Genomic DNA, 20,793 nt, shown 5'->3' with positions numbered 1-20,793 from the left:
CAAGCGCAAATTCACCAGGCAAGCATCTTTGTCGGAAGATGTGTCTTTTAAGCCGATCTGACTGCTTTTGCGCCAATATGACTGCTTTTTAAGCCGATCCGACAGCTTTTTTAAGCCGATTTACTTTTTTGAGAGGAGCACCGTCCGCTCAATCTTCCGCGCTGGGCTTAATACCAGGCGCTAACCGACGTCCAATTGCTGAAGCGTCAAGGCGAGCCGTATTGTCGAAGTCGAAGACACGTGCGACCGCCTGCGGACCGCGTGCACTCCAGGCAACGGCGGCCACATGGTGTGCGCTTGGGCGGAACTCACCGAGCCTGGTCGGCTCAATCAGCCCCAGGGGCGGTGATAGGACATAGGCCTCGCCGTTCGCCTCCATGCCTATTTCGAGTCCTTCTCCGGAGAGGCCGACGCCTGCCGCCTTGAGCAAAGCTTCGCGACAAGTCCAAAACCGGTAGAACATCAGGCGACGGGCGTCTGATGTCAGGGATTCGAGCTGGGTGACTTCACTGGGCGCGAACAGAGAGCGGGCGATGGACATCTCGTCGCTCAGTGGGGCGACGAGTTCAATATCCACGCCGACTTGCCCGGCGGCGGCCACGGCCACAAGGGCAAGCTCGCCCGAATGCGAAAGGTTGAAGGCGAGACGCCCGTCTGCAAGGACCGGCTTTCCTTCGGGGGTCTCGCGCAGATCAAGCTCTTCTGGCGCTTGGCCGATGTAAACTGACAGCACAGTGCGCAAGGCGGCATGAGCTGCCAAGTGACGCCGTTGATCGCGCTCAAACAAGAACCGACTGCCCCTGGTCAATTCAGCTGGGCTAAGCGCGGTCAGGTCCATTTGTGAAATTGGAGTATCGAGGGCGATCCGCCATATATGGACATCGAAGCCGAGAACTGGCGTCGCCCGCGCGCCATCGTCTTGCAAGACAACACCGCTCTGCTTCATCTTACACTTTCCTCGCCGACAGAAGAGCGCGGCATGGCGTCGGCTCGTTCGACGCCAATGGTAGCTGGTGATTAGCCATTAAGGAACGCTAGCAGATTTCGCCCCAGTTTAGGATAGAGGTAAGCGCGCTCTTGGCGATGGCCATCCGGGTTGTAGAAAGCACGGGTCAAGTGCCGTGCCAGCAAGTGAGAAAGGAACTTTTTCTGAAACAGGCCGTTTGCCAGCAGGTCGTTGCATTAGCGACCAGTAACAACGGAAGGATCTTGTCATGAGATACAAGATGATCTGTCTAGGCGCGATGGCGCTTTCTATGGTAAGCGGCGTTTCTCTCGCGGCAGGCGCCGACACAGGCACGTCTGCCTTGGATGACCCCGCAAAGATGGAGCCGTTCTACACAGACACTAGCATGACGACCCTGCGGTCCGACGACGAGTTCACGGCAGCTTGGAAAGCGCTGACGGACGAGGACCGCATGGCCATGACAAAAGTCTGCGATGAGGAGGCGGCAAACGCCAACGCCGCCAACACTCATCCTGAATTCTGCAGCAGTGTCAAAAAGCTCGGCGGCGGGACGACAAATAACTGAACCATGGGAAGGCGGGCAGCGGCCCGCCTTCTGGTTGGCGAGTGTTTGGTAGGCGCGATGCCGATAGCCGCGTCGGGTCGGCTATCCGCTACTCACGGCCATGCCAACGCCCAGGCTAATGATGAAACAGCTGGCGATGCGCTGCTGCCAGGGCTTCGGGGCCCACCCGCTAAGAATACCGGACGCGAGCGCGTATGCGCCTAGCACCAACACGCGCGTGTTTTTGCATGCCACCCAGCAACAGCAATTGCAGCGTCACCGATCCTCGACCCGGCTCTGAATTGTCGGCTGACTCGGCAGTTGCAGGCAAATCTCCTTCAACTGCCGAATCAGTACTCGGATGGCAAACCAGATATCTGCGTATCTGAGCGGAGCCCCTGGCGATTTCATGCCGGAACCCGCAAGCTCAGGTCATAGGGATTACGCGGCCGCTTGAAGGGCACGTTCGTTGACACCACCCTCGCCCAGACCTGTCAGCGCTTCGTCTGTCGCGACCTCTTCCTCGAGCGTCGCTTTGAGAAGAGAGACGACATCGGCCTTTCCCATCTGTTCTGCCCAGGCAACAAGAGTACCGTACCGGGCGATCTCGTAATGCTCGACGGCTTGCGCCGCTGCGACCAGACCGGCATCGAGCGCAGGAGCACCTTCATATTCTTCGAGGATTTCCGAGCCTTCTTCAATGATGCCGTCGATCGCCGGACAGGTCTTGCCGCGTGCTGCCTTGCCAAATTTCTCGAACACCTCCTCGAGGCGATCGACGTGAGCTTCCGTTTCCATGCGATGCTTTTCGAAGGCAGCAGTCACTTTTTCCGACTCCGCACCTTTCGCCATTTTCGGCAGAGCCCTCAGGATTTTCTTTTCGGCGTAGTAAAGATCTTTGAGCCCGTCGAGGAACAGGTCCTCAAGACCCTTGGTTGTCGCTTTCGCGGCTTTCTTCGCAGTTGGCATGGTCTTCTCCCGCTGGGGTTGGAGCTAGCCTCCCTAACTAGGAAGGCGTCCGATAACCCCGCCGGCCGGCAACAAGTTCCCTATGATTCGAGCCGCTGGAAATTTTCCGAGGCCCCGGGCTCGCATAGTCAGGTGCTGCAAAAGGTCACGCTGGCGAGCGGAGGCGCAGCGCCGGCCTTTCGGGCCCGCCCCCGATCGGCCCGCGCCGGGCAATAGGCTCAATCGATCCGTCTGATACGGCCCTTGTCGAGACGGAACACTCCATCCTGTCCGCCCTGCTTCTCAAAATCGGTAAGCAAATCATCCCATGTACCCAGGAATTCGCCACAGTCGTCGCAAACGATCCTGTCCTCGGGACCGGCGTCGGCCGGAATCCTCAGCCTTATTGTCAGGCAATAAGGGCACTCCAACTGGTGGTTAAGGTACTGTTTGGTCATTGACGACAGCGAGAATGCACCGGAAATGTGGCCCCTGCAACCTAGCTCGCGCTGATCCGACGGGCTTGGTCCGAAAATGTACAGCGATCGGCATCACGGATTGTCGCGATCCTCCAGAATACGAACGAGCGCGTCTTGGCTGGGGCCGAATGTTCAAAGCCAATGAACAGCAGGGTTTAGCGCAGATAGTTACCGCTGGCCAGTGCGTTCTGAACACCGGATCTTGAAACTCTGAAACAGTCCGCTCTCGGTTCGAGTCAAGACAGCTTGAGCCCATCATATCCCGTCTTTGGTAGGAGGCCACCCAGACTGAGCCGTCGGCGGAATGTTGTCGGAGGTCACCTCGCCCCGCTTGAGTTTTCTAATGGCTTCGTCGGCTTCGATTTCATCCAGGCCGGAGAGCGGCAAACCGTCAACTACGACGGCTTCCTCGCTCTCGTCGTCATAGACTTCCCACAAGCCCTCCGAATCCTGTCGTTTGTTGTAGATGGTTGGCATGGCAGCTCCTTTTATGCCGGAACAACTCAAGCCGCCCACGGATGTTCCCTGGCCCTTAAGCGTTTTGCGATCCTAAATTTGACGCTCATTGGCCGGCGCAAATGGCACAGAGTTGTGCAGCGACCATCGATGGCGCAGGGCAAGTCTACGATGCTAATCGGCCGCTTTCCTTGGCGGCTCCCGGGTCGCATGGGTGACCACGGTATAGCGCGTAATCGGCCCGTCATCGGGGTCTTCTCCTTGAAAGTGAATGTCCGCCTTCACTGGTAGCCGGCTGGTATTGCCGAACGCCTTGATTGCGGACGCACGGACGAGTTGGATGGCCGGGTCTTGCTTCATAATTTTTATTGCCGCAAGCTCGGCAGTACTGCTGCCGCCAATACGCCAGCTGGCTTCGAGCACACCGGATCGCCAGGTACCCGATGAATTGAACCCCTGGCCGATATCGTAATTGCGCCGCGAGGCGAAAAATCCAGGATAGCCAGCCATCGCCGCGTCATAGGCCCTCGCCTGCGCCGTTGCCAAAGCTAGTGCGCGAGGGAGCTGAAGGTGTTCGAGAGCTTCCCATCCGCCGCGCACAACAATGAGATCGGATCCGCCATAAACGGATTGTCCCGCATTATCGGTCGTCGTCCTTTGAGTGCCGTAGTAGGCGACCCTTATTTCGTCGATCTCCGTTCTGCCAACACTTAGCGTGACGATGTCACGAAGGTCCGCTTCGAGCACCAGACCGCACTCGTCCAAGTCGAGGAAGCGGTATCGCTCGAGCAGTCCCTCGACGTCAGCGACCGTGCGAACGATGTGCTGGTCCTGGCCTCGCGAGGAAAGCGGTGGCTTAAGCCGGGCCTGCCCGAGCCTCAGCAGACGTTCCGCTGCTCGCAGCGCATCGTGCCGCGAAAATACCGTGTAGCCAGGCAATACTGCTGCGCTGACAGTTCTGCCGAAGTCGGTTGACCATTCTTTCGGTCGCTTGGCCAAGCCGTCGACCAGTTCATGGGTTATCGCCTTGGTCATTGCGAAGCGCCAAGGCACCACGCCGCCGAAGAGATCCTGCGGCCCGTTGATACCTAGCCGTGCCGCATCGGGAGCAAGCAAGCTGTCGTCCGGCACGAAATACAAGCCGTTGCCGCTGCTGTTGCCTAGACCCTGCTGGAAGGCAAATCCCTTGAGAGTCGCAATCGTGCGGGCAACGGCAGCCATAGCTTCCCGTTCGTGAGCGTAGAGGGGCTCGCAGCCCGGCGCGGAGAATGCGATCACGGTGCCTTTTGCCTCGCTCGGCTGAGTGCCTCTGTGCTCGGTCATCTAGTTCGTTCCGGTGCTACCTCATTGTGGCCGCGGATTGCCGAAGTTTCGGGCCGCGATTCGCTCCGACCCAAGAGAACGCGCAAGATGGCGGAAACGTTCAGCCTGGCTTGGCCGGCTCGCCGTCTTCTGCGTCCTTTCGAGCGATATACGTCGGGAACCGCTACCGGAGTGCGCGATTGAAGGGGTAGACGTGAGGTCCAGATCGTGTCTGAGGTGAGCGCCTAGTGGCGAAATTCGAAAACAGTATCGGGTGAATTCGGTGACGTTGCTGATTCAGCCGCGCCTGGTCAACGACCCCTTCTCGGATGCGGGGCTCCTTCTGGATTTCCGATTCGGCAACCGGGCGATGCTTTTCGACATTGGTGATCTGTCGCCACTATCGCCGCGCGAAATCCTGCGCGTCAGCCATGTATTCGTATCACATATGCATATGGACCATTTCGCCGGCTTCGATCGGCTCCTGCGGTTATTTCTATACAGGAATAGAACAGTGCATTTCTTCGGCCCGCCTGGGTTGACCGCGGCTGTGCAAGCCAAGCTCAACGCATACACGTGGAATCTCCTAGACGAACAGTCCCACGATTTCATGATAGCGGCCTGCGACTGGACGCCGGGCGGATTTCATCATTGCCGCCTGTTTCGAGCGCGATCGGGCTTCGCTCGGGAGGATACTGCCTCGACCTCAGCCGAAGGAAATGTCCTGCTCGACGATCCCGATTTCCGTGTCGAAGCAGCAATGCTTGACCACGGCGTTCCATGCCTTGCATTCGCGTTTCAGGAAAAGATCCGGGTCAATGTGCAAAAACCGCAACTGGAAGCATTGGGTTTGCGCGTCGGACCTTGGTTGAGCGAAGCCAAGCGTGCGGTCCGGCGCGGGGCTGATCCGAAAACGACGCTGGCGCCAACCGCGGATCGGCATATCTCGGTCGGCGAACTGCTGGGTGCCGGAGCCCTGAGAACCGGTCCCGGGCAGAGGATTGTCTATGCGACCGATCTCGCCTTCAATGAGGCGAATCTTGCGCGTGTCGTTGCGCTTGCGCACGGCGCGAACCAGTTGTTTATCGAGGCGGGCTTCCTGCAGGAAGATCGCGAGCTTGCCGCAGCGAAGCGGCATCTCACGGCAGCCGAAGCCGGCACTATCGCCAGGCTTGCAGGTGTTGAACATGCCGTGCCGATGCACTTTTCGCCCCGTTATCTCGGACACGAGGATGAACTGCGTGCAGAGTTCATGGCAGATCTAGTCGCCGTAAGCGCTTCTCAACCGCGCGACGAAGAATACCAGCCATTAGGCAATAGCCGGTATGATCTGCGTTTTGATCACTTGCCTTGAATATACCGGCGGACCGTTCGTCGCCGTCCGCTTGCAAGGATCGCGGAAAGGGTGACCGGGCGAAAATCCCAGCTGTCGACGCCCGTGTCGTATTGACGTGTAACCGGGCTCAGTCTGCCGTGGGAATGGCCATGCAGATCGATCGATTTCTTGCCGATCTGATTCCAGGTGCGAAAAGGATAGTGACAAAGGATCAGCAACCTGCCGTCTATCGTCAGCTCCTTATAATGTTGTGTGCTGGGCCCAACCCGCAGCCTCTATGGTCGCCGCGCCATCGTTGTTGCCGATAATCAAATGCTTCTGGCCATGAAGAGACGACAGTAGCGATGAAACGAATTCGGTCGATCCCCTCGCAAAATCGCCGAGATGCCAGATCTCGTCGTCCGGGCTGACGGTTTCGTTCCAGAGCGAAATCAGCGTTCGATCGTGTTCTGCCAGCGAGCCGAACGGGCGACGATCAATACGCAGGATGCGGGGATCGCTGAAATGTGTGTCGGCCGTGAAATAGATCATAGTCGTTCACAGCCTTTGCGGACAATGTCCGAACCTCGCCATACATTCGTCGAGCCAGTCGAGCGCGATGAGATAGTGCGCCAGCGCGCTCTGGCCACCTGCTTGTGTTGGCAGCGGCCGGGGGCTTCCATCAAGGACCTTCGTGGCATTACCTTGAGATCGCAAGAACCTGGGCCGTGAGCTCATCGACACGTGGGAGCTGTGGCTAACGGGAGTCCGCTGGTTGAACTCCGGAAGTCGGGTCTGAACCATCTCCGGAACGCGCCAGAAGCAGAAACTCCGGAGAGGCGCCGCCCAAACGTCGGTGACGAGTGCGCCGAGTAACGCCCCTCGCCATGGCTATCTCGCCGTGGACGGGATAGGGTCTCGCTACGAGATGATCAGCAGTCCAGAGGCAACTGACACGCAACCACGCCGGCCGGCAATCGGTTCGTCATCCCCTCGCCGATCTCAGCTCATAAGAGCCAGTCATCGGCGACATCCCTCCGTTGCTGATATTTCCGGTCACAGACAGAGGCTAGGGTTTCCGAAGCGGTTCATCTCGTCCATCTGGCCAGGGAGTGAGACAATGATAGCGAGAACACTGGGCGCCGTGGCTGCGGTGTGTGCAACGGGCAGCGCCATGGACGCGTCTACGCCGGCTCTCAAGCCGATCGACCCGGTCGCGCTTCAGACAATGGCCGAAGGTGCGGCTAAGGAACTCCTGCTGCCGGGCGCCATGGTTCTTCTGCAGACTCCGCAGGGCAACTTTGCTTTAGGCTACGGAACGACCGAGCTCGGCGTCACGAACCCGCCGCGCGCCGATACCCATTTCCGGCCCGCATCGAACACCAAGACGATGACGGCCGCCGTCATCGTGCAACTGGTCCAGGAAGGGAAACTGGGCTTCGACGATCTGATCTCGAAATACGTTCAGGGCGTCCCGAACGGTGACAAGATAACCATTCGCCAGCTCCTTAAGATGCGGAGTGGCCTCTATAACTTCACCAACGCGCCGGAACTTGCCGAAAGCCTGGACCATGATCCGGACAAGGTGTGGACGACGAAGGAGGTACTCGCCCTGGCCTTCGATCGGCCGACACATTTCGAACCGGGCGCCCAATTCGAATACAACAATACGAACTATTACTTGCTCGGCCTCGTCGCCGAAAAGATCGAAGGCCAGCCTTTGGCCAGCATCTTCCAGGATCGCTTGTTCGGACCGCTCGGCATGAAGAATACGGCGCTGCCGGTGAGCACGTCGAACGCCATCCCCGAGCCTTATGCGCACGGCTACCTCTACGGCGGCACCTCATACGCTCTGGTTGATGCGCCCTATCCGGACGATCTCCAGGCGGCGGCCAAGGCAGGAACGCTCAAGCCGAACGATGACACGTGGCAAAACCCTTCGCCGTATTTTGCCGCAGGCGCCGTCGTCTCGACCGCGGACGACCTCGCGACCTGGATACGCGCGCTCGTCGGCGGCAAGGTTCTCAATGCCGACTATCAGCGCCAGTGGCTGGACAGTCCCGAGCCAGAGGACCCAAGCAAGCCTGAAGGCCAGAAGTACGGATACGGCATCTCCGCGATCACCTTCGGGCCGAACAAGGTCTATTTCCATGGCGGCGAGATGCCCGGCTACAACTCCTTCATGGGCCATGACCCGGCCAACGATGTCACGCTGATCATATGGACAAACCTGACGCTGTCGCCCGATGGCAAGGCAACCGCGAATACCCTGATGGTGAAGATACTGGATCAGATCTACACGGTGTCACCGCTTCAAAAGGCGAAATAACGAACCTGGCGGAAGTTTGTCAGGGCTGCAGGCTTGTCTTGCCGGCGCGCACGGCGTCGACCATTTCGCGGATCGAGTCGCGATTGATCCTTGTGGATCTCGTGACCGCTGTCGGTGTTGACCACGTGTTCGAGCCGCGCACCAGTGCATTTGAGGTGGCGAAAACGATCAGACACGGCTAGCATATCCTCGCTTTGGAGAGTGTCGTGCGTACGAGACGTTTCAGAAAGCCAATTGTCGTTCAACCCGGTCGGATCGATCGCGACAGGGTTGTTTTGTCTGTCTCCGACGCGGCTGAAGTGCTGCTGAGGGACTGGCCGACGCCAGCGTCCAAGACGCGGCTCGCTGCAATCGAAGCCTGCCTTGCTGTTATCCGCGGCGAAAAGCCGCCCAGGGTCGCGCGCCAAGCGTTCATCGTCGCGGCCAAGGATGCGAGGATCCTACTCGGCGAACAAATCTAGCCGGCCCCGGTCAGGCCGAGCCTCGTTCAGGGAACTCGATCTCTTCCTTGACCTGCTCTTGCAGTTCGTCACGCGCGCGCTCGCTATGAGTTACTCAGACAATCGCCCGATCCCAACCGCCATAATGTTGGTCGCTGCGCGTGCCGCGCGGCAGGCTGAGCACGATCAGCGCCAGACCGATCGCAACGTTCGCCACGATCGCGGTGGTCCCACCGCCGGAAAGCACGAAGGGTGACACCGCGATCCATGCACCAAGCACTACATTGAAGAAGCGCACCGGCCGGACAACTTCGGCCATGGCTGTGACTGCGACCATGACAATGAGACAGCCGACAACGTGATCGCTGAAGTAGAGCGGTGGTTGCGTGCCAAAGATCAATGGCGTCGTCATCAGCAAGGCGCCAAGCAGCGTGCTGGCTACCAGCGTCCATGGGAAATTAACGCCGCCGGTGACGAATTCCTTCAGCAACTCGGACACAGGGCGGTCGAGGTCGGTGTGAGGTGTCTGGTTCTCCGACAGCGCCGGTCCGCCCATCCAGAAGGTACGCCAGAACGGCTCGCCCGCCCTCGTGGCCCCCCAGAGATACTGGATCGTCGCCAGCACCTCATCGACGGAGTAGGGAATCAACACCACCGTGACGGCGGCCTGAAAAATGCAGAGCGTGCAGAGCGCACCAATCAGCGGTGGCTGAATGATGATGAAGGACACACTGACCACGCCAAGCGGAACTATCAGCAAACCGAAGAGGAGCACCATCCACGGCATGGTGCGCCAGCGCCGGCGGTCGCCGATCGCGCCGGCGAGGATGTCGAGGCTATAGGCAAAAGCGCCGAGCCCGGCATCGGCGATTGGAAAACCCTTCGAGACCCATGACGTCACCACCGCCTCGCTGCCGTTGCGCACTGGCGCGCCGCCGGGGTCGAAGAACGGATCCCACAGCCCATCTATGTGGCCCATCTGGTAGGCGGCGAGATAGCGCGAAACGAATAGGCCGACGAAGGCCAGCGCTACGATGGGTATCCGCTGCGTGAAGGTAGATGGCGAATAGGTCCAGCCCAGCGGGCGGTCGTCGTCGGCCGCCAGCGCGCGGCGGCTGATGCCGGGGGTCGGCGGGATCATTACAGCAAAGGCGACGATCAGCATGCCGAGGAGCGTGTCGATGGCATAGGCCGCGGCGCTGGTCGTCCAGAACAGCAACGGCGCAAGCATCACCCAAAGACCGAGCGACGCCGTGACCCACTGCACCCAGCGCCAGGGCCGGAACATGCCCATCAACGCAAAGACCGTCACGAGCAGGCCGGAAACGATCTCGCTGACACCGAGACCGGCGTTGCGGAATTGTGGCTCCGCAACAGCGTGCCCCAGAGCGGGGGGTATTGCGGCTGCGACGGGGTCGAACAGGCCAACTGTCATCGGCGATGTGGCCAGCCACAGTCCGAGCGCAGCGTTGGTCATCGGCGCCCAGAGCGTCCTCGACCGATGCCGCTTTATCGCCGCTTCGACGTCTTCCTTGCTTCGTTCGAGCGGTCCCTTAAGTCGCCTTTCGGCCTGCTCGATCTCAGGACCCGAAGCCGCGACAACGGGCGGATCAAGTTTGTTGGCCGCGTACCAGTCTGTGGGGTCCTGGTTCAGTCGGCGGATCATCTCCGGCAATGTGTCCAACAGGCTGTGTCTAGGCGCCCAGCCCAGCAGAGTTTTGGCTCGCGAGATGTCGATCTCGTAATGATCGTCCGAATTCTCGATCATCCACGGTTTGATGTCGGTGTCCTGATCGAGTACCTCCGTCTGCACCCACGCGCCCAGCTTCGTCAGCTGCTTCGGCAACACCAAGGTGCGCCAGTCCTCGCCATGAATGAGCCGGCCGATGCGCTTCTGCATCTCCTCGTATGACGGTGTGTCTTCTTCGCCGATCAGAAGCACGGTCTCGGCCGGAAGTTCGGCGCGCCGGTCGACGGTACGCACCACCGCATCGACGAGATCGTCCTTGTGCAGATAGGGCTGACCGGCGGTGATATCGCCGGCGAACAAATAGGCGGTCGGCAAGCGCTCGAAGATGCGAGCGATCTGCTGGGCAATAAAGGCCGCCCGGCAGTCTTCGTCATAGACGCCGGCGAACCGCAGGATCACCGTCTTGATTTCGCCGCGCTGCCTCGAAATCAGCGCCTCGGTTTCGGCTTTCGATTTTGGGTAGGCCCAGGCCGGGTCGAGCGGCGAGTCCTCATTGATTTTCGTGCCCTTCCCCGGGCTTGGGGCATGGACGAGAAGCGTGCTGGAGAACACGAACTGCTCGGTCTCGACCGCCGTCAGCGCCTTCAGGAGCCGGCGCGTGCCCTGCACGGTGACAGCGTCATATTTCGGGTTGTCCTCGCCGGTCGTGTCGTAATAGGCGGCAAGATGGACGACCGAAGCGATGCGACCGCCGCTGCGCACCCGTGCCGCCTCCACAGCCCTATTCACGCCCTCATCGGAGGTGAGATCGATCTCGATCGTCTCCATCCCGGCGGGGGCATGCTTGGGTTTTGCGACGTCGAGGCCGATGACGCGATAGCGGTCGATCAAGCCTCGCGCGATCGCCTGCCCCAGGAAGCCGCTGCTGCCGGTGATAAGAACCGTCGGAAGGGCCGTGCCGTGATTTGCCATGATCAGGCCCGACCGCGTTGGAAGAGAGGCCCGATGGCGCGAAGCGCTTTGGCCTCCCCCGGCTCGCTCAGCACCTTGGTGCTGGATTGGTTTTCGAGGATCATTGCCTCGGCCTTTGCGGAGGCGCGAGATGCTCGAGGAACCATCGCGTGGCGTGCCTGACCACATCGTCCATCGCGCCCGGCTCCTCGAAGAGGTGGCCGGCACCGTCGATAATGATCAGCTGTTTCTCGCCTTGCAGCGCGGCAAGGGCGCGCTCGTTCATCCCGATCACCGGCCCGTCCAGGCTGCCGACCAGAAGCAGTGTTGGGGCAAGCACCGCCGGCAGCGCGTCCATCGCCAGATCGGGCCGGCCGCCGCGCGAGACGATAGCCGCGATACCTGCATCCGGGCGTGAGGCGGCCACCAGCGCGGCCGCCGCGCCAGTGCTTGCTCCGAAATAGAGCGGAACAAGCTTTCCTGTCCGCGCTTCCGCAGCCGCCCAATGCGTCGCCAGCGCGAGTCGCGATGCGAGCAGGTCAATGTCGAAGACGTTTCGCCTGTCGCCTTCCTCGATCGACGTCAAAAGGTCGACGAGAAGGGTCGCCAGTCCGGCCTGCCGAAGTGCGGCGGCCACGTGGTTGTTGCGCGGACTGAGCCGTCCACTTCCGCTGCCATGAGCGAAGATGACGATGCCTTGCGCAGCGTGCGGCACGCCCAGCAGCCCTATGAGCCCGTCGGGCTCGATCCTGACCTCCTCGACCTCCGTCATGTCGGTTGCCGGCATCATCACACTCCAAAGGGAGGATCGCCTCACTGACAGGAACTGCGCCTCGCGCCTACTCAGTGCGTTAACACCGGCAGGGCGGAAATGTTTCCGCGTCAGGTCAGAAAAATTGGTGCTATCGATCCGGAGAGACGGATTGTTCCACCCCTATTCGGTGTTCCATTCCGCCCTGCGTGCTCGCGCTTCGTCGGCGATCAGCTTGAACTCCCGCATCATCGCGCTCTCAATGGCGAATGCACGGCTTGGCACAGCGCCGGGGTCTTCCTGATTGTTCTGGAATTGAAAACGGGCCTCCAGTTCGGCCCATATTCGCTCGGAAGTCGCGTCGAGGCCGGCAAGCAGCGCGACGACCAGCGCCAGAGTCTCTCGCTGGGCAGTCAGCCGCCCCTCGATCTCTTCATTCGTCAACTCGGACATCTGGGATCGCTTCCAATTTCAGGCGAAACGGCAAAATCGCGTCCTTGTTCCGGAATTCAGCTCGTGGGGGTCGTCCAGAGACGCAGCTACTCTTCCCTGAATGCCCGTTGGATTTGGTCGGCTAGAGGTTTCACGAGATAAGACAGCATGGTGCGATTGCCGGTCGAAAAGAACACTTCGACAGGCATTCCAGGCGCCAGGGCGAGGCCCTTGAGCCTGGTAAGCTCTGTGCGCGGCAAAACTACGTGCACCGTATAAAAGCTGGCGCCTGTTTTCTCATCGACATTGAGGTCGGCGGAAATCTTGCTGACGGCACCGTTCAGCTCCGGCGTTGTTTGCTGATTGAATGCCGACAGCCGCAGGGTCGCGCTTTGCCCTGGCGTCAATTGATCGATGTCTTGCGGAGCTACGCGCGCCTCGACGGTCAGGTCGTCTGTCACCGGGACAATCAGCATGATGAGCTCTCCCGGAGAAATAACGCCACCGACCGTGTGCACGCCGAGCTGATGAACGACACCGTTCTGCGGACTGCGTATATCGATTCGCTTGAGCTGATCTTCGGCCGAAACCTTGCGCTCGACGAATTCAGAGATCTTTGCCTGGACGTCTCGCAGCTCGCTCGCCACCTCGCTGCGCAAATCCTGGTCGATCTGAATGATCTGCAACCGGGTTTCCGCGATACGACCCTTCGCCTGCGCAATCGATGCAGTCAGTTGCCCGTGCTCACCTTTAAGCCGCACTGCATCGCGTTCAAGCGCAGTAATGCGATCGATTGAAACCAGCTTGCGTTGCCAAAGTATGCGCATGCCTTCGAGCTCAAACCCGATCAACTTGATTTCCTGGCTCTTGGCATCTCTTTGCTCGGTCAAGCCGGAAACTTCTTCGGCAAGCTGCGCAATACGCTCTTCCAACTGAGCCTTCTGACCGGCGCGTGCCTGTCGGCGAAATTCGAACAGAGATTGCTCGCCGGCCATCGCCCGACCAACCTCGGGGGCATCCTGCCGTGACACAAGCGAAGCTGGAAAAATGATGCTTCCTTTGCCGTCGCGCTCGACTTCAAGGCGAGCCAGGCGCGCCTCGAATTCGTCCAAGCTCTTCGTGACGATCGCCAGATTGGCCCGAGTGATCGTCTCATCCAGGCGGATCAAAACCTTGCCCGATTGCACGGCATCGCCTTCCCGGACAAAGATTTGGCCGACCACGCCACCGGTTGGATGCTGTACCTTCTTGACACTGGAATCGACGACCAATTTTCCCGAAGCGATAACGGCTCCGGAAAGCTCGGTGACGGCGGCCAAACTCCCCGCCCCGCCAACCAGCAGGATGCAGGTTGCGACACCGCCAAGCAGATAGCGTCGAATGGTTCGATCCGCCGCGAATATCGTGCGTTGCGCCATCAGGATGCCGTCTCTTCAAGTCCGGAAACGACTTTCAAGGGAACGCCTGCTGGGCGAGTTATCTTGTTCAAGATCTCATTCTTCGGGCCAAAGGCCTGGATACGGCCGTTCGCCATCACAAGAACCTGATCCAGGCTCGCCAGCGCGCTCGGCCGGTGGGCGACCACGATGGCAATACCGCCTCGCGCGCGAACACCTTGAATTGCTTCCGTCAACGCGGCCTCGCCTTCCGCATCGAGGTTGGAATTAGGCTCGTCGAGAATAACAAGAAACGGGTCACCGTAGAGAGCCCGGGCAAGCGCAACCCGCTGTTTCTGGCCCGCCGAAAGCGCCGATCCGGCCTCGCCGATCCGCGTCTCGTAGCCTTCCGGCAGGTGGATGACGAGATCATGAACGCCGGCCGCGCGCGCAGCCGCCAGTATCTTGTCCGAGGGCGCTTGCGGTTCGAAGCGTGAGATATTCTCGGCAATGGTGCCATCGAACAGTTGCACATCCTGCGGCAGATAGCCGACATGGTTGCCCAGCTCTTCCGGCGACCACTGGTCGAGCGTTGCGCCATCCAGCCTGACGGTTCCGCGAACTGGGAGCCATATGCCGGCAATAGCGCGCACGAGCGATGACTTGCCGGAAGCGCTCGGCCCGACAATGCCGAGGCCGACGCCCTTTTCCAATGCAAAGGTGGCGTCTTGCACGACCATACGACGCTCCCCCGGCGGCGTGACACTGATACTTTCGACCGACAGAGCAGATCTCGGCGCAGGCAGCGAGACACTTATCGCAGTTTCGGGAAGCAGGACCAAAAGCTGGGTCAGCCGCGCCCAGGCCTGGCGGGCGGTGACGAAACCCCTCCAGTGCGCGATAGCCAGTTCGATCGGTGCGAGCGCCCTGCTCATCATGATCGAGCTGGCGATCATGATGCCGCCGGTCGCTTCCTGATGGATGACCAGATACGCGCCTATCGCCAGGATGCCCGATTGCAGCATCATGCGCAGGATCTTCGAGATCGTTCCGAGTGTCCCAGCAAGGTCGCTCGCTGTTGCATTGGTGTCGAGATAGTCAGCATTGATTCCTGACCAGCGCTCGGCGATGCGTGATCCAAAGCCCATGGCCTGCAGAACCTCGACATTGCGACGTGTCGCTTCGGCAAGTGTATTGCGCGCCGCCGCTTGACTGTTTGCCTTTCTGGCGGGCGCTCTCGTGCGAATTTCGGCAAGCAATGTCAGGCTGAAGAGAATGACCACGCCGGCCAGCGCCGTCATGCCGATCCAGAAATGGAACAGGAAGCAGATTGCGAGGTAGAGCGGCATCCAGGGCAGGTCGAAAAGCGCGGTCGGACCGGCGCTCGACATAAACGAACGCACCTGATCAAGATCGCGCAACGATTGAAGGCCGTCGCCGGCGAGCTTGGTGCGCAACGGCAAACGCATGAGGGCGGCGTAGACCTGTCCGCTCAAGCGCGCGTCCAGCGCCATCCCGATGCGCACCAGCAAACGCGACCGGATGAGCTCAAGAGCGCCCTGAAAGACGAAAAGTGTGCCGGCAAACACGACGAGCCCGACGAGCGTCGGCACGCTGCGGCCAGGTATGACGCGATCATAGACCTGCAGCATGAAGAACGAGCCGGTCAGCGCCAGGACATTAACGACGCCGCTCATCAACGCAATTCCGGCCAACGCTCGCCGGAAGGAAGCCAGAACCGCTGCGAGGGTCGTTCGCGGCTCGGATGGATGGGGATGCGACATCGCCTTCACATCAGTCACGGTTCAGTCTCAGGCGGCAATGACCGCGCCCGAAATCAGGCCTGATGACGAACGTGTCCGTGCCGAGCCCACCGTCAGGTGTTACGCCTAGATAACCCAATCGTTCAACGCATAGGCATGGATGTAGTCGATCTGCATTTCTGCAGGCGTGGCAAGCCCGTCGGCAGGCGTTCCCGCCATGCCGCCAACCGCCAGATCGACCAGCATATACATTGGCTCGTGCATGTCGGCAGGCGTTGCGGCACGGGCAACTTCGACGTCGTCGAAATACCAGACGAGTTCGTCTTCTGTCCACAGCACCCCGTATGTGTGGAACCCTGCGGTATCCGCGATATAGGCGGTAGAGGACACTTTTGTATGAGTCCCCGTCGCGTTCGAGTGGCCCGTCAAAATGAGCTTGTTCGGATCCTGCCCGACCATCTCGACGACGTCCAGTTCCGGCGGCCAGGAACCGTCCGCCGGGAGAAGCCAGAAGGCAGGCCATACCCCTTGTTTTTCGGGCATGTCGGCCCGAATTTCGAAATAGCCGTAGGTCTGCGCGAACGATTCGTAGGTCGTCAGCAAACCTGACGTGTATTGGTAATTGTTTATGTAGGGCCGGATCGCCTCAGGAGCCCGGGCGGCGGTAATCGTGAGAACACCGTCCTCAACGCTGAACGGATTGACGGAACTTGTCGGGGCGTAGTTGGTATCGATATACCATTGAAGCTCTTTGTTGCTCGTGAGCGAGCTGCCGTTTGCGGCCCCCCACCAGAAATTCGAGTCCCAGGTGCCGCTCGAACCATTCCACAGGTCCAGCGTGTCGAACTCGTCCGAAAAGGTGAGTTCCAGAGCCGACCTGTCCACGGCCAGCTTGAACTGGCTTGCGGTGAACTCGCCGATGGTCTTGTTGGCGAAGACGAGAAACTCGCCGTCAGACAGATTGAGTCGGACGTTTGCTCCCGACTGGACCATGTTGGCGCGCACCTCTTCGAAGGAGGTGAAGCCGTAGCTCCCGACGCGAACGGTATCCGTCGCGCCAAAGTCCAGGATCAGATCACTGCCGTTGCCGGGGTTTACGACGAAAATATCCGCCCCCGATCCGCCCTTCAAAACGTCATCGCCCCGTAAGCCGTCCAGCGTCTGTTGGCCGGAGCCGCCGGTAATGATGTTGTTCAGCTCGTTTCCGAAAGCATATCGCTTGTCGCCCGTGACCGTCAGGTTCTCGAAATTGGCTGGGAGCTTATAGCTCATCCAGGTCGAGATGGTGTCGACACCCTCGCCGGGCCGCTCGACCGCTTTGTTTTTAGGGTCATACAGATAATAGATGTCATCGCCCTTGCCGCCATACATTGTGACGGTGACGCTGCCGTCGCCATACATCGAGTCGTTGGACGTGCTGCCATAAAGTGTTGGGCCGGAATTCGTCGCCGAATACCACTTTACGGAGGATCCGCTGTAAGGAATTGGAACGCCCTTGGCGTTCAGTACCGTGGCCATCCCGGTCTTTTCTCCTTTGTCTCGCCTAGATGGCAGCCCTAACATTTATCGAGGGCAAAAGGAGCCAGTATTTTTTGGCTTTCGACTCAGGAGAGTTACCAAAAGCTTAACACGTCGTGGGAGTCGTGGGACCTGTGGGGGAAATCCGGACCCCAGTCCCAAAGCGTCAGGATGCAATTCTCCGTGTCGACACCAGGAGCAAAACTCGGAACCAGAATACCAGCAATGCCTTGAGGTCGGTCATAGATGGACCATGACGCTGGGCGATTCTCATCACGAGAGCCGCCCAGGCGCTCCTTGCTCTATCGTCAGGTCCGCAACATCGTCGCAATCGACTTCGTAGGAGCACAGCACGGAAGGGTCGATCCGATGTGCGAAACCCTGGTTGGGCCGCCGTCATGACGGCCAGCGCCAGATAAAGCGCCGGCACACCTTTGGGGTTGAATCGAGCACTCCTGATCGCCGCTCCAGAGCGAAAAGGCTTTCGCTCTCAGGCGAACAAAAAGTCATCCGCCGTCAGCACGTTCGTAAAGTTTTCGAGAGTAACTTGATCGACTCCAGCTGTAATGATGGTGCTCGTCCCACTTTGGGCAATAGTGAGATCATTGAACGATTGCACGTCCTCCACACCACTAAACATGATACTATCGCCTTGGTCCTGGCTGAAGTCGTGGATGGTATTTTGGGTTCCGACCGTCATTGGACCGTCGTCCTTGAATATGAACAGATCTTGGCCGCCCTCAGCGAAGTCGCTCAGTTGCCCATCACCCCACATGTCATTGATGACCGTACAGCCGGGCGCCGCGTTCCCAGCGTACAGGATATCGTTGCCGCCAGTGGCCGCACCCGACATTTGTAGAGCGTCGCCGCATAAGAAGTTACTGACTTCGCCGCTTTCGCTGTTCTGGCCCCCGGTAAGGATATCGTTGCCGCCCGTGGCGGATCCGGACATAGCGAATGCGTCGCCGTACAACTCGTTTACAACATCAGGAAAGGAGTTCTTATTGCCGCCGGTTAGGTTATCATCGCCGCCCACGGCGCTGCCGAGCATCGTAACAGCGTCGCCATAGCCCAGATTATCGGTGCCTTGCAGCACAGCCACGTCATCGCCACCCCGAGCATCGTCGGACATGTTGGCGCCCGCGTCACCGTAGAACGTTACCCGGGCCCCCCCCGTGCTCGTGAAGGTGTCGTTGCCGCCCTTGGCGAAACCGGAAAGATCGCCGCCCGCGTCGCCATAGAGCGTTTTGCTCGGGATCTCCCCACCCGAGTCTGTGTAAAGGTCGTCGCCGCCCTGAGCATGGTCAGACATATTGCCGCCGGCATCACCAAAGAAAGTAGCGGTGGAAAAGAAGCTGCCCGTGAAGGTGTCATTGCCACCCTTACTGTGGTCCGACATATCGCCGCCGGCATCACCGTAGAAAATGTTGAGGGAGTCGGTCCTGCTCGTGAAACTGTCGTCGCCGCCCTGCGCATGGCCGGACATGTTGCTGCCGGCGTCACCGAAGAAAGTGTTGGTGGCCTGTCTGGAGCCCTGGAAGGTGTCGTTGCCGCCCTTACTGTGATCCGACATTTCGCCGCCCGCATCACCGTAGAAGGTGTGGGTAGCTCCTTGTGCAGTGCTGGTCAGGAAAGTGTCGTCACCGCCTTGAGCATGGCCCAACATGTTGCCGCCGGCGTCACCGTAGAAAGTGTTGTCTACCTGCCTACTCCTCTCACTGCTGAAGGTATCGTTACCACCCTTGCTGTGGTCCGACAGATCGCCGCCCGCGTCACCGTAAGCAGTGGTGGTGGAGGACGACAGCCCCGTGGTGAAGGTGTCGTCGCCGCCCCGGGTAAAATTGAACATGCTGCCAACCGCCTCACCGTAAAGGGTGTAGGTCGAGGGTTCGTTTTCCGTGAAAGTGTCGTTGCCGCCCCTCGAGAAATCGAACAGGCTGCCGCCAGCATCGCCGATTAAGATAGTGGTAGCTAGATCGCCAGAAAGGATGTCATCGGTACCCCATTGACGATTCGCTAGATCACCGGGAGTAAAGGGAACGCGTTTAGACATTTTACGCTCTCCTGTTGAACCTCCCCGACCCATCACAGTCCTAAGCTGCCAGGCTAGAGCGAGCAATAATCACGAAGGACTAGTCTCCGCGAATTGGGATCGGCGACTTATCACCGCGGCGGACGAGCTATTCTTCGCGAAACGCCTTGCCGAAAGAGTCTAGGAAAGGCCGCAGGAGGTAATCCAGAAAGGTTCGGTCGCCGGTTCCGATGAAGGTTTCAACAGGCATACCAGGATAAATTTGTTCTCGCTTGATCTCCATCGGAAGTTCCTCGTCTATCTTCATCCTTGTTGCATAGAAGGATTGGCCGGTCTTGTCGTCGACGAGGCGGTCGGCTGATATGTAGATGACTTTTCCACGCACTCGCGGCGTAATCCGTGCATTCAGCGCGCTCAACATCATATGCGCGTCCTGCCCCAGCCTGATCGAGTCGATATCCTGCAAAGAGATGCGTGCCTCGACAACCAACTCATCAGTAGTGGGCAGCAGTTCCATTACGACTTCACCGGCCCGGATAACCCCACCCTCGACATTATGTGATGAGTGAACCACGATGCCGTCGGTCGGGGCCTTCACAATCGTCCGTTGAAGAACGGATTGGGCAGCGTTGATCTGTTCTTCGAGGTCGGCCAATGATGAGCGGACCGTATTCAGTTCGCTGACGGCCTCCTCCACTCGCGATGTCGTTAGTCTCTCGATTTGTTGACTGGCCTCCGCAAGTTGCGTTGCAGTTCCAGCGATCTGCGATTCTATCGCCCCAGCCTGACCGACAAGCGAAGCACTGGTTCGCAAGAGTTCGGTATACTCGCTGCGGTTTGTCAGGCCTTTTTCAAGCAGTTGCTTCTTGCGCTCGGCTTCTTCTCGCACGATCGTCAACTGTTCTTCAGAAGCCTTCTTTTGTGCCCGAAGCCCGGTTACGGATTCCTTCAAAGTTTCGATCCGCTGCCGCAGAATTTCCTGCTCGGCATGATAGCGCGCCAGACGTGCCTCAAATTCCTTTCGTTGCTGGGCGATAACATCCTGGACATCGAGTCCGCCCGATGGGCGCTGCAGGTCAGGAGGCATGTCGATTTCGGACAATCCGTCGCGCTCAGCTTCAAGCCTCGCTGCTTTGGCTCTCTGGGATATCAACTGTTTGACAAGACGGTTGACCTGCGTCTCGGCGGTTGTTGCGTCGATAACGAAAAGCGGGTCTCCCTTCTTTACTCCGTCGCCTTCCTTAAAGTGGATCTTTCGTATGACTCCGCCCTCGAGATGTTGGATCATGATGTTCTTGCCGGCAGCGGCAACAACACCTGGCGCAATTGCCGCGCCGGCTATGGGCACGGTGGCTGCCCACACGCCAAATCCACCAATGAGGGCTGCTAGCGCTGAGTAGCCGGCGATGGCGATCTTCCCAGTTTGCGTGGGAATGTTTCTATGCCAGCGGAAATTTTCAGCTTCCTTTTGCATACAATGTCCTGGGGCAGCCGAGCCCA

General features: G+C 59.3%; 17 protein-coding genes and 2 pseudogenes. 4 read left to right on the top strand and 15 right to left on the bottom strand.

Features of this window, described 5'->3' with window-relative positions; translation table 11 throughout:
* Positions 1-148: 148 nt before the first annotated feature.
* The gene (locus EN807_RS18815) at positions 149-946 is read right to left on the bottom strand and encodes a 4'-phosphopantetheinyl transferase superfamily protein (protein WP_135936201.1); all 798 of its coding nucleotides are present in this window, start codon (positions 944-946) and stop codon (positions 149-151) included.
* 268 nt (positions 947-1,214) lie between these two features.
* Here EN807_RS18815 and EN807_RS18810 point away from each other — a divergent pair, with 268 nt between their 5' ends.
* Positions 1,215-1,532 carry a hypothetical protein gene (locus EN807_RS18810; protein WP_135936200.1) on the top strand — a complete coding sequence of 106 codons (318 nt, stop codon included), beginning with the start codon at positions 1,215-1,217 and terminating at the stop codon, positions 1,530-1,532.
* Between the two features lie 420 nt (positions 1,533-1,952).
* On the opposite strand, the gene EN807_RS18805 is transcribed toward EN807_RS18810, so the two are convergent.
* From EN807_RS18805 to EN807_RS18790, 3 genes are all read right to left on the bottom strand, one after another.
* Positions 1,953-2,480 carry a ferritin-like domain-containing protein gene (locus EN807_RS18805; protein WP_135936199.1) on the bottom strand — a complete coding sequence of 176 codons (528 nt, stop codon included), beginning with the start codon at positions 2,478-2,480 and terminating at the stop codon, positions 1,953-1,955.
* A 713-nt stretch (positions 2,481-3,193) separates the two neighbouring features.
* Positions 3,194-3,415, bottom strand: a complete 222-nt coding sequence (locus EN807_RS18795) for a hypothetical protein (protein WP_065006890.1) — start codon at positions 3,413-3,415, stop codon at positions 3,194-3,196.
* A gap of 153 nt (positions 3,416-3,568) precedes the next feature.
* Positions 3,569-4,717 carry a DUF3182 family protein gene (locus tag EN807_RS18790; protein WP_135936198.1) on the bottom strand — a complete coding sequence of 383 codons (1,149 nt, stop codon included), beginning with the start codon at positions 4,715-4,717 and terminating at the stop codon, positions 3,569-3,571.
* A gap of 262 nt (positions 4,718-4,979) precedes the next feature.
* On the opposite strand from EN807_RS18790, the gene EN807_RS18785 reads away from it, so the two are divergent.
* On the top strand, positions 4,980-6,050 hold the full coding sequence (locus EN807_RS18785; protein ID WP_210239992.1) for an MBL fold metallo-hydrolase: 1,071 nt from the start codon (positions 4,980-4,982) through the stop codon (positions 6,048-6,050).
* Here the strand turns inward: EN807_RS18785 and EN807_RS18780 are convergent.
* Positions 6,038-6,563 (bottom strand): annotated as a pseudogene (locus EN807_RS18780) (metallophosphoesterase family protein). The gene EN807_RS18785 and the pseudogene EN807_RS18780 sit on opposite strands and share 13 nt — an antisense overlap.
* Before the next feature lie 568 nt (positions 6,564-7,131).
* On the opposite strand from EN807_RS18780, the gene EN807_RS18775 reads away from it, so the two are divergent.
* The gene (locus tag EN807_RS18775) at positions 7,132-8,340 is read left to right on the top strand and encodes a serine hydrolase domain-containing protein (protein WP_135936196.1); all 1,209 of its coding nucleotides are present in this window, start codon (positions 7,132-7,134) and stop codon (positions 8,338-8,340) included.
* Here EN807_RS18775 and EN807_RS18770 read toward each other — a convergent pair.
* Positions 8,325-8,516 (bottom strand): hypothetical protein, encoded by a 192-nt coding sequence (locus EN807_RS18770; protein WP_135936195.1) that lies wholly within the window; start codon positions 8,514-8,516, stop codon positions 8,325-8,327. The two genes, EN807_RS18775 and EN807_RS18770, sit on opposite strands and share 16 nt — an antisense overlap.
* A 30-nt stretch (positions 8,517-8,546) precedes the next feature.
* Between EN807_RS18770 and EN807_RS18765 the strand changes: the two genes are divergently transcribed.
* Complete coding sequence (locus tag EN807_RS18765; RefSeq protein ID WP_029356128.1) at positions 8,547-8,801, top strand: DUF982 domain-containing protein; 255 nt, start codon at positions 8,547-8,549, stop codon at positions 8,799-8,801.
* A gap of 94 nt (positions 8,802-8,895) precedes the next feature.
* On the opposite strand, the gene EN807_RS18760 is transcribed toward EN807_RS18765, so the two are convergent.
* The 9 genes and pseudogenes from EN807_RS18760 to EN807_RS18720 form a co-directional block, all read right to left on the bottom strand.
* Positions 8,896-11,442: an NAD-dependent epimerase/dehydratase family protein gene (locus tag EN807_RS18760; protein WP_135936194.1), complete on the bottom strand. Its 2,547-nt coding sequence runs from the start codon at positions 11,440-11,442 to the stop codon at positions 8,896-8,898.
* 100 nt (positions 11,443-11,542) lie between these two features.
* Positions 11,543-12,208 (bottom strand): hydrolase, encoded by a 666-nt coding sequence (locus tag EN807_RS18755; protein ID WP_082982526.1) that lies wholly within the window; start codon positions 12,206-12,208, stop codon positions 11,543-11,545.
* 147 nt (positions 12,209-12,355) lie between these two features.
* Positions 12,356-12,625 (bottom strand): hypothetical protein, encoded by a 270-nt coding sequence (locus EN807_RS18750; protein ID WP_135936193.1) that lies wholly within the window; start codon positions 12,623-12,625, stop codon positions 12,356-12,358.
* Between the two features lie 86 nt (positions 12,626-12,711).
* On the bottom strand, positions 12,712-14,022 hold the full coding sequence (locus EN807_RS18745; RefSeq protein WP_135936192.1) for an HlyD family type I secretion periplasmic adaptor subunit: 1,311 nt from the start codon (positions 14,020-14,022) through the stop codon (positions 12,712-12,714).
* Entirely contained in the window at positions 14,022-15,764 is a 1,743-nt protein-coding gene (locus EN807_RS18740; RefSeq protein ID WP_135936487.1) for a type I secretion system permease/ATPase, read from the bottom strand. The genes EN807_RS18745 and EN807_RS18740 overlap by 1 nt, the downstream gene beginning before the upstream one ends.
* A gap of 105 nt (positions 15,765-15,869) precedes the next feature.
* A complete protein-coding gene (locus EN807_RS18735; RefSeq protein WP_135936191.1) occupies positions 15,870-17,261 on the bottom strand; it encodes a family 16 glycosylhydrolase in 1,392 nt (463 codons plus the stop codon).
* A 95-nt stretch (positions 17,262-17,356) separates the two neighbouring features.
* Positions 17,357-17,730: pseudogene (locus EN807_RS18730) on the bottom strand (RES domain-containing protein); the annotation flags it as partial.
* A 21-nt stretch (positions 17,731-17,751) separates the two neighbouring features.
* The gene (locus tag EN807_RS18725) at positions 17,752-19,314 is read right to left on the bottom strand and encodes a hypothetical protein (protein WP_135936190.1); all 1,563 of its coding nucleotides are present in this window, start codon (positions 19,312-19,314) and stop codon (positions 17,752-17,754) included.
* Positions 19,315-19,441: 127 nt separating this feature from the next.
* Positions 19,442-20,767 (bottom strand): HlyD family type I secretion periplasmic adaptor subunit, encoded by a 1,326-nt coding sequence (locus tag EN807_RS18720; RefSeq protein WP_135936189.1) that lies wholly within the window; start codon positions 20,765-20,767, stop codon positions 19,442-19,444.
* Between the last annotated feature and the right edge of the window lie 26 nt (positions 20,768-20,793).

Origin of the sequence: Mesorhizobium sp. M5C.F.Ca.ET.164.01.1.1 (genome assembly GCF_004792125.1) — a bacterium.
GTDB classification, from domain to species: domain Bacteria; phylum Pseudomonadota; class Alphaproteobacteria; order Rhizobiales; family Rhizobiaceae; genus Mesorhizobium; species Mesorhizobium wenxiniae.
The sequence above is the reverse complement of the archived record's forward strand: the minus strand, read 5'-3'. Positions and strand labels throughout refer to the sequence as shown.

Coding starts and splice junctions, on each gene's coding strand:
- EN807_RS18795 (WP_065006890.1), bottom strand. CDS start 3,415: ATGCCAACCATCTACAACAAACGACAGGATTCGGAGGGCTTGTGGGAA.
- EN807_RS18775 (WP_135936196.1), top strand. CDS start 7,132: ATGATAGCGAGAACACTGGGCGCCGTGGCTGCGGTGTGTGCAACGGGC.
- EN807_RS18750 (WP_135936193.1), bottom strand. CDS start 12,625: ATGTCCGAGTTGACGAATGAAGAGATCGAGGGGCGGCTGACTGCCCAG.
- EN807_RS18755 (WP_082982526.1), bottom strand. CDS start 12,208: ATGCCGGCAACCGACATGACGGAGGTCGAGGAGGTCAGGATCGAGCCC.
- EN807_RS18810 (WP_135936200.1), top strand. CDS start 1,215: ATGAGATACAAGATGATCTGTCTAGGCGCGATGGCGCTTTCTATGGTA.
- EN807_RS18815 (WP_135936201.1), bottom strand. CDS start 946: ATGAAGCAGAGCGGTGTTGTCTTGCAAGACGATGGCGCGCGGGCGACG.
- EN807_RS18805 (WP_135936199.1), bottom strand. CDS start 2,480: ATGCCAACTGCGAAGAAAGCCGCGAAAGCGACAACCAAGGGTCTTGAG.
- EN807_RS18745 (WP_135936192.1), bottom strand. CDS start 14,022: ATGGCGCAACGCACGATATTCGCGGCGGATCGAACCATTCGACGCTAT.
- EN807_RS18760 (WP_135936194.1), bottom strand. CDS start 11,442: ATGGCAAATCACGGCACGGCCCTTCCGACGGTTCTTATCACCGGCAGC.
- EN807_RS18725 (WP_135936190.1), bottom strand. CDS start 19,314: ATGTCTAAACGCGTTCCCTTTACTCCCGGTGATCTAGCGAATCGTCAA.
- EN807_RS18735 (WP_135936191.1), bottom strand. CDS start 17,261: ATGGCCACGGTACTGAACGCCAAGGGCGTTCCAATTCCTTACAGCGGA.
- EN807_RS18790 (WP_135936198.1), bottom strand. CDS start 4,717: ATGACCGAGCACAGAGGCACTCAGCCGAGCGAGGCAAAAGGCACCGTG.
- EN807_RS18720 (WP_135936189.1), bottom strand. CDS start 20,767: ATGCAAAAGGAAGCTGAAAATTTCCGCTGGCATAGAAACATTCCCACG.
- EN807_RS18740 (WP_135936487.1), bottom strand. CDS start 15,764: ATGTCGCATCCCCATCCATCCGAGCCGCGAACGACCCTCGCAGCGGTT.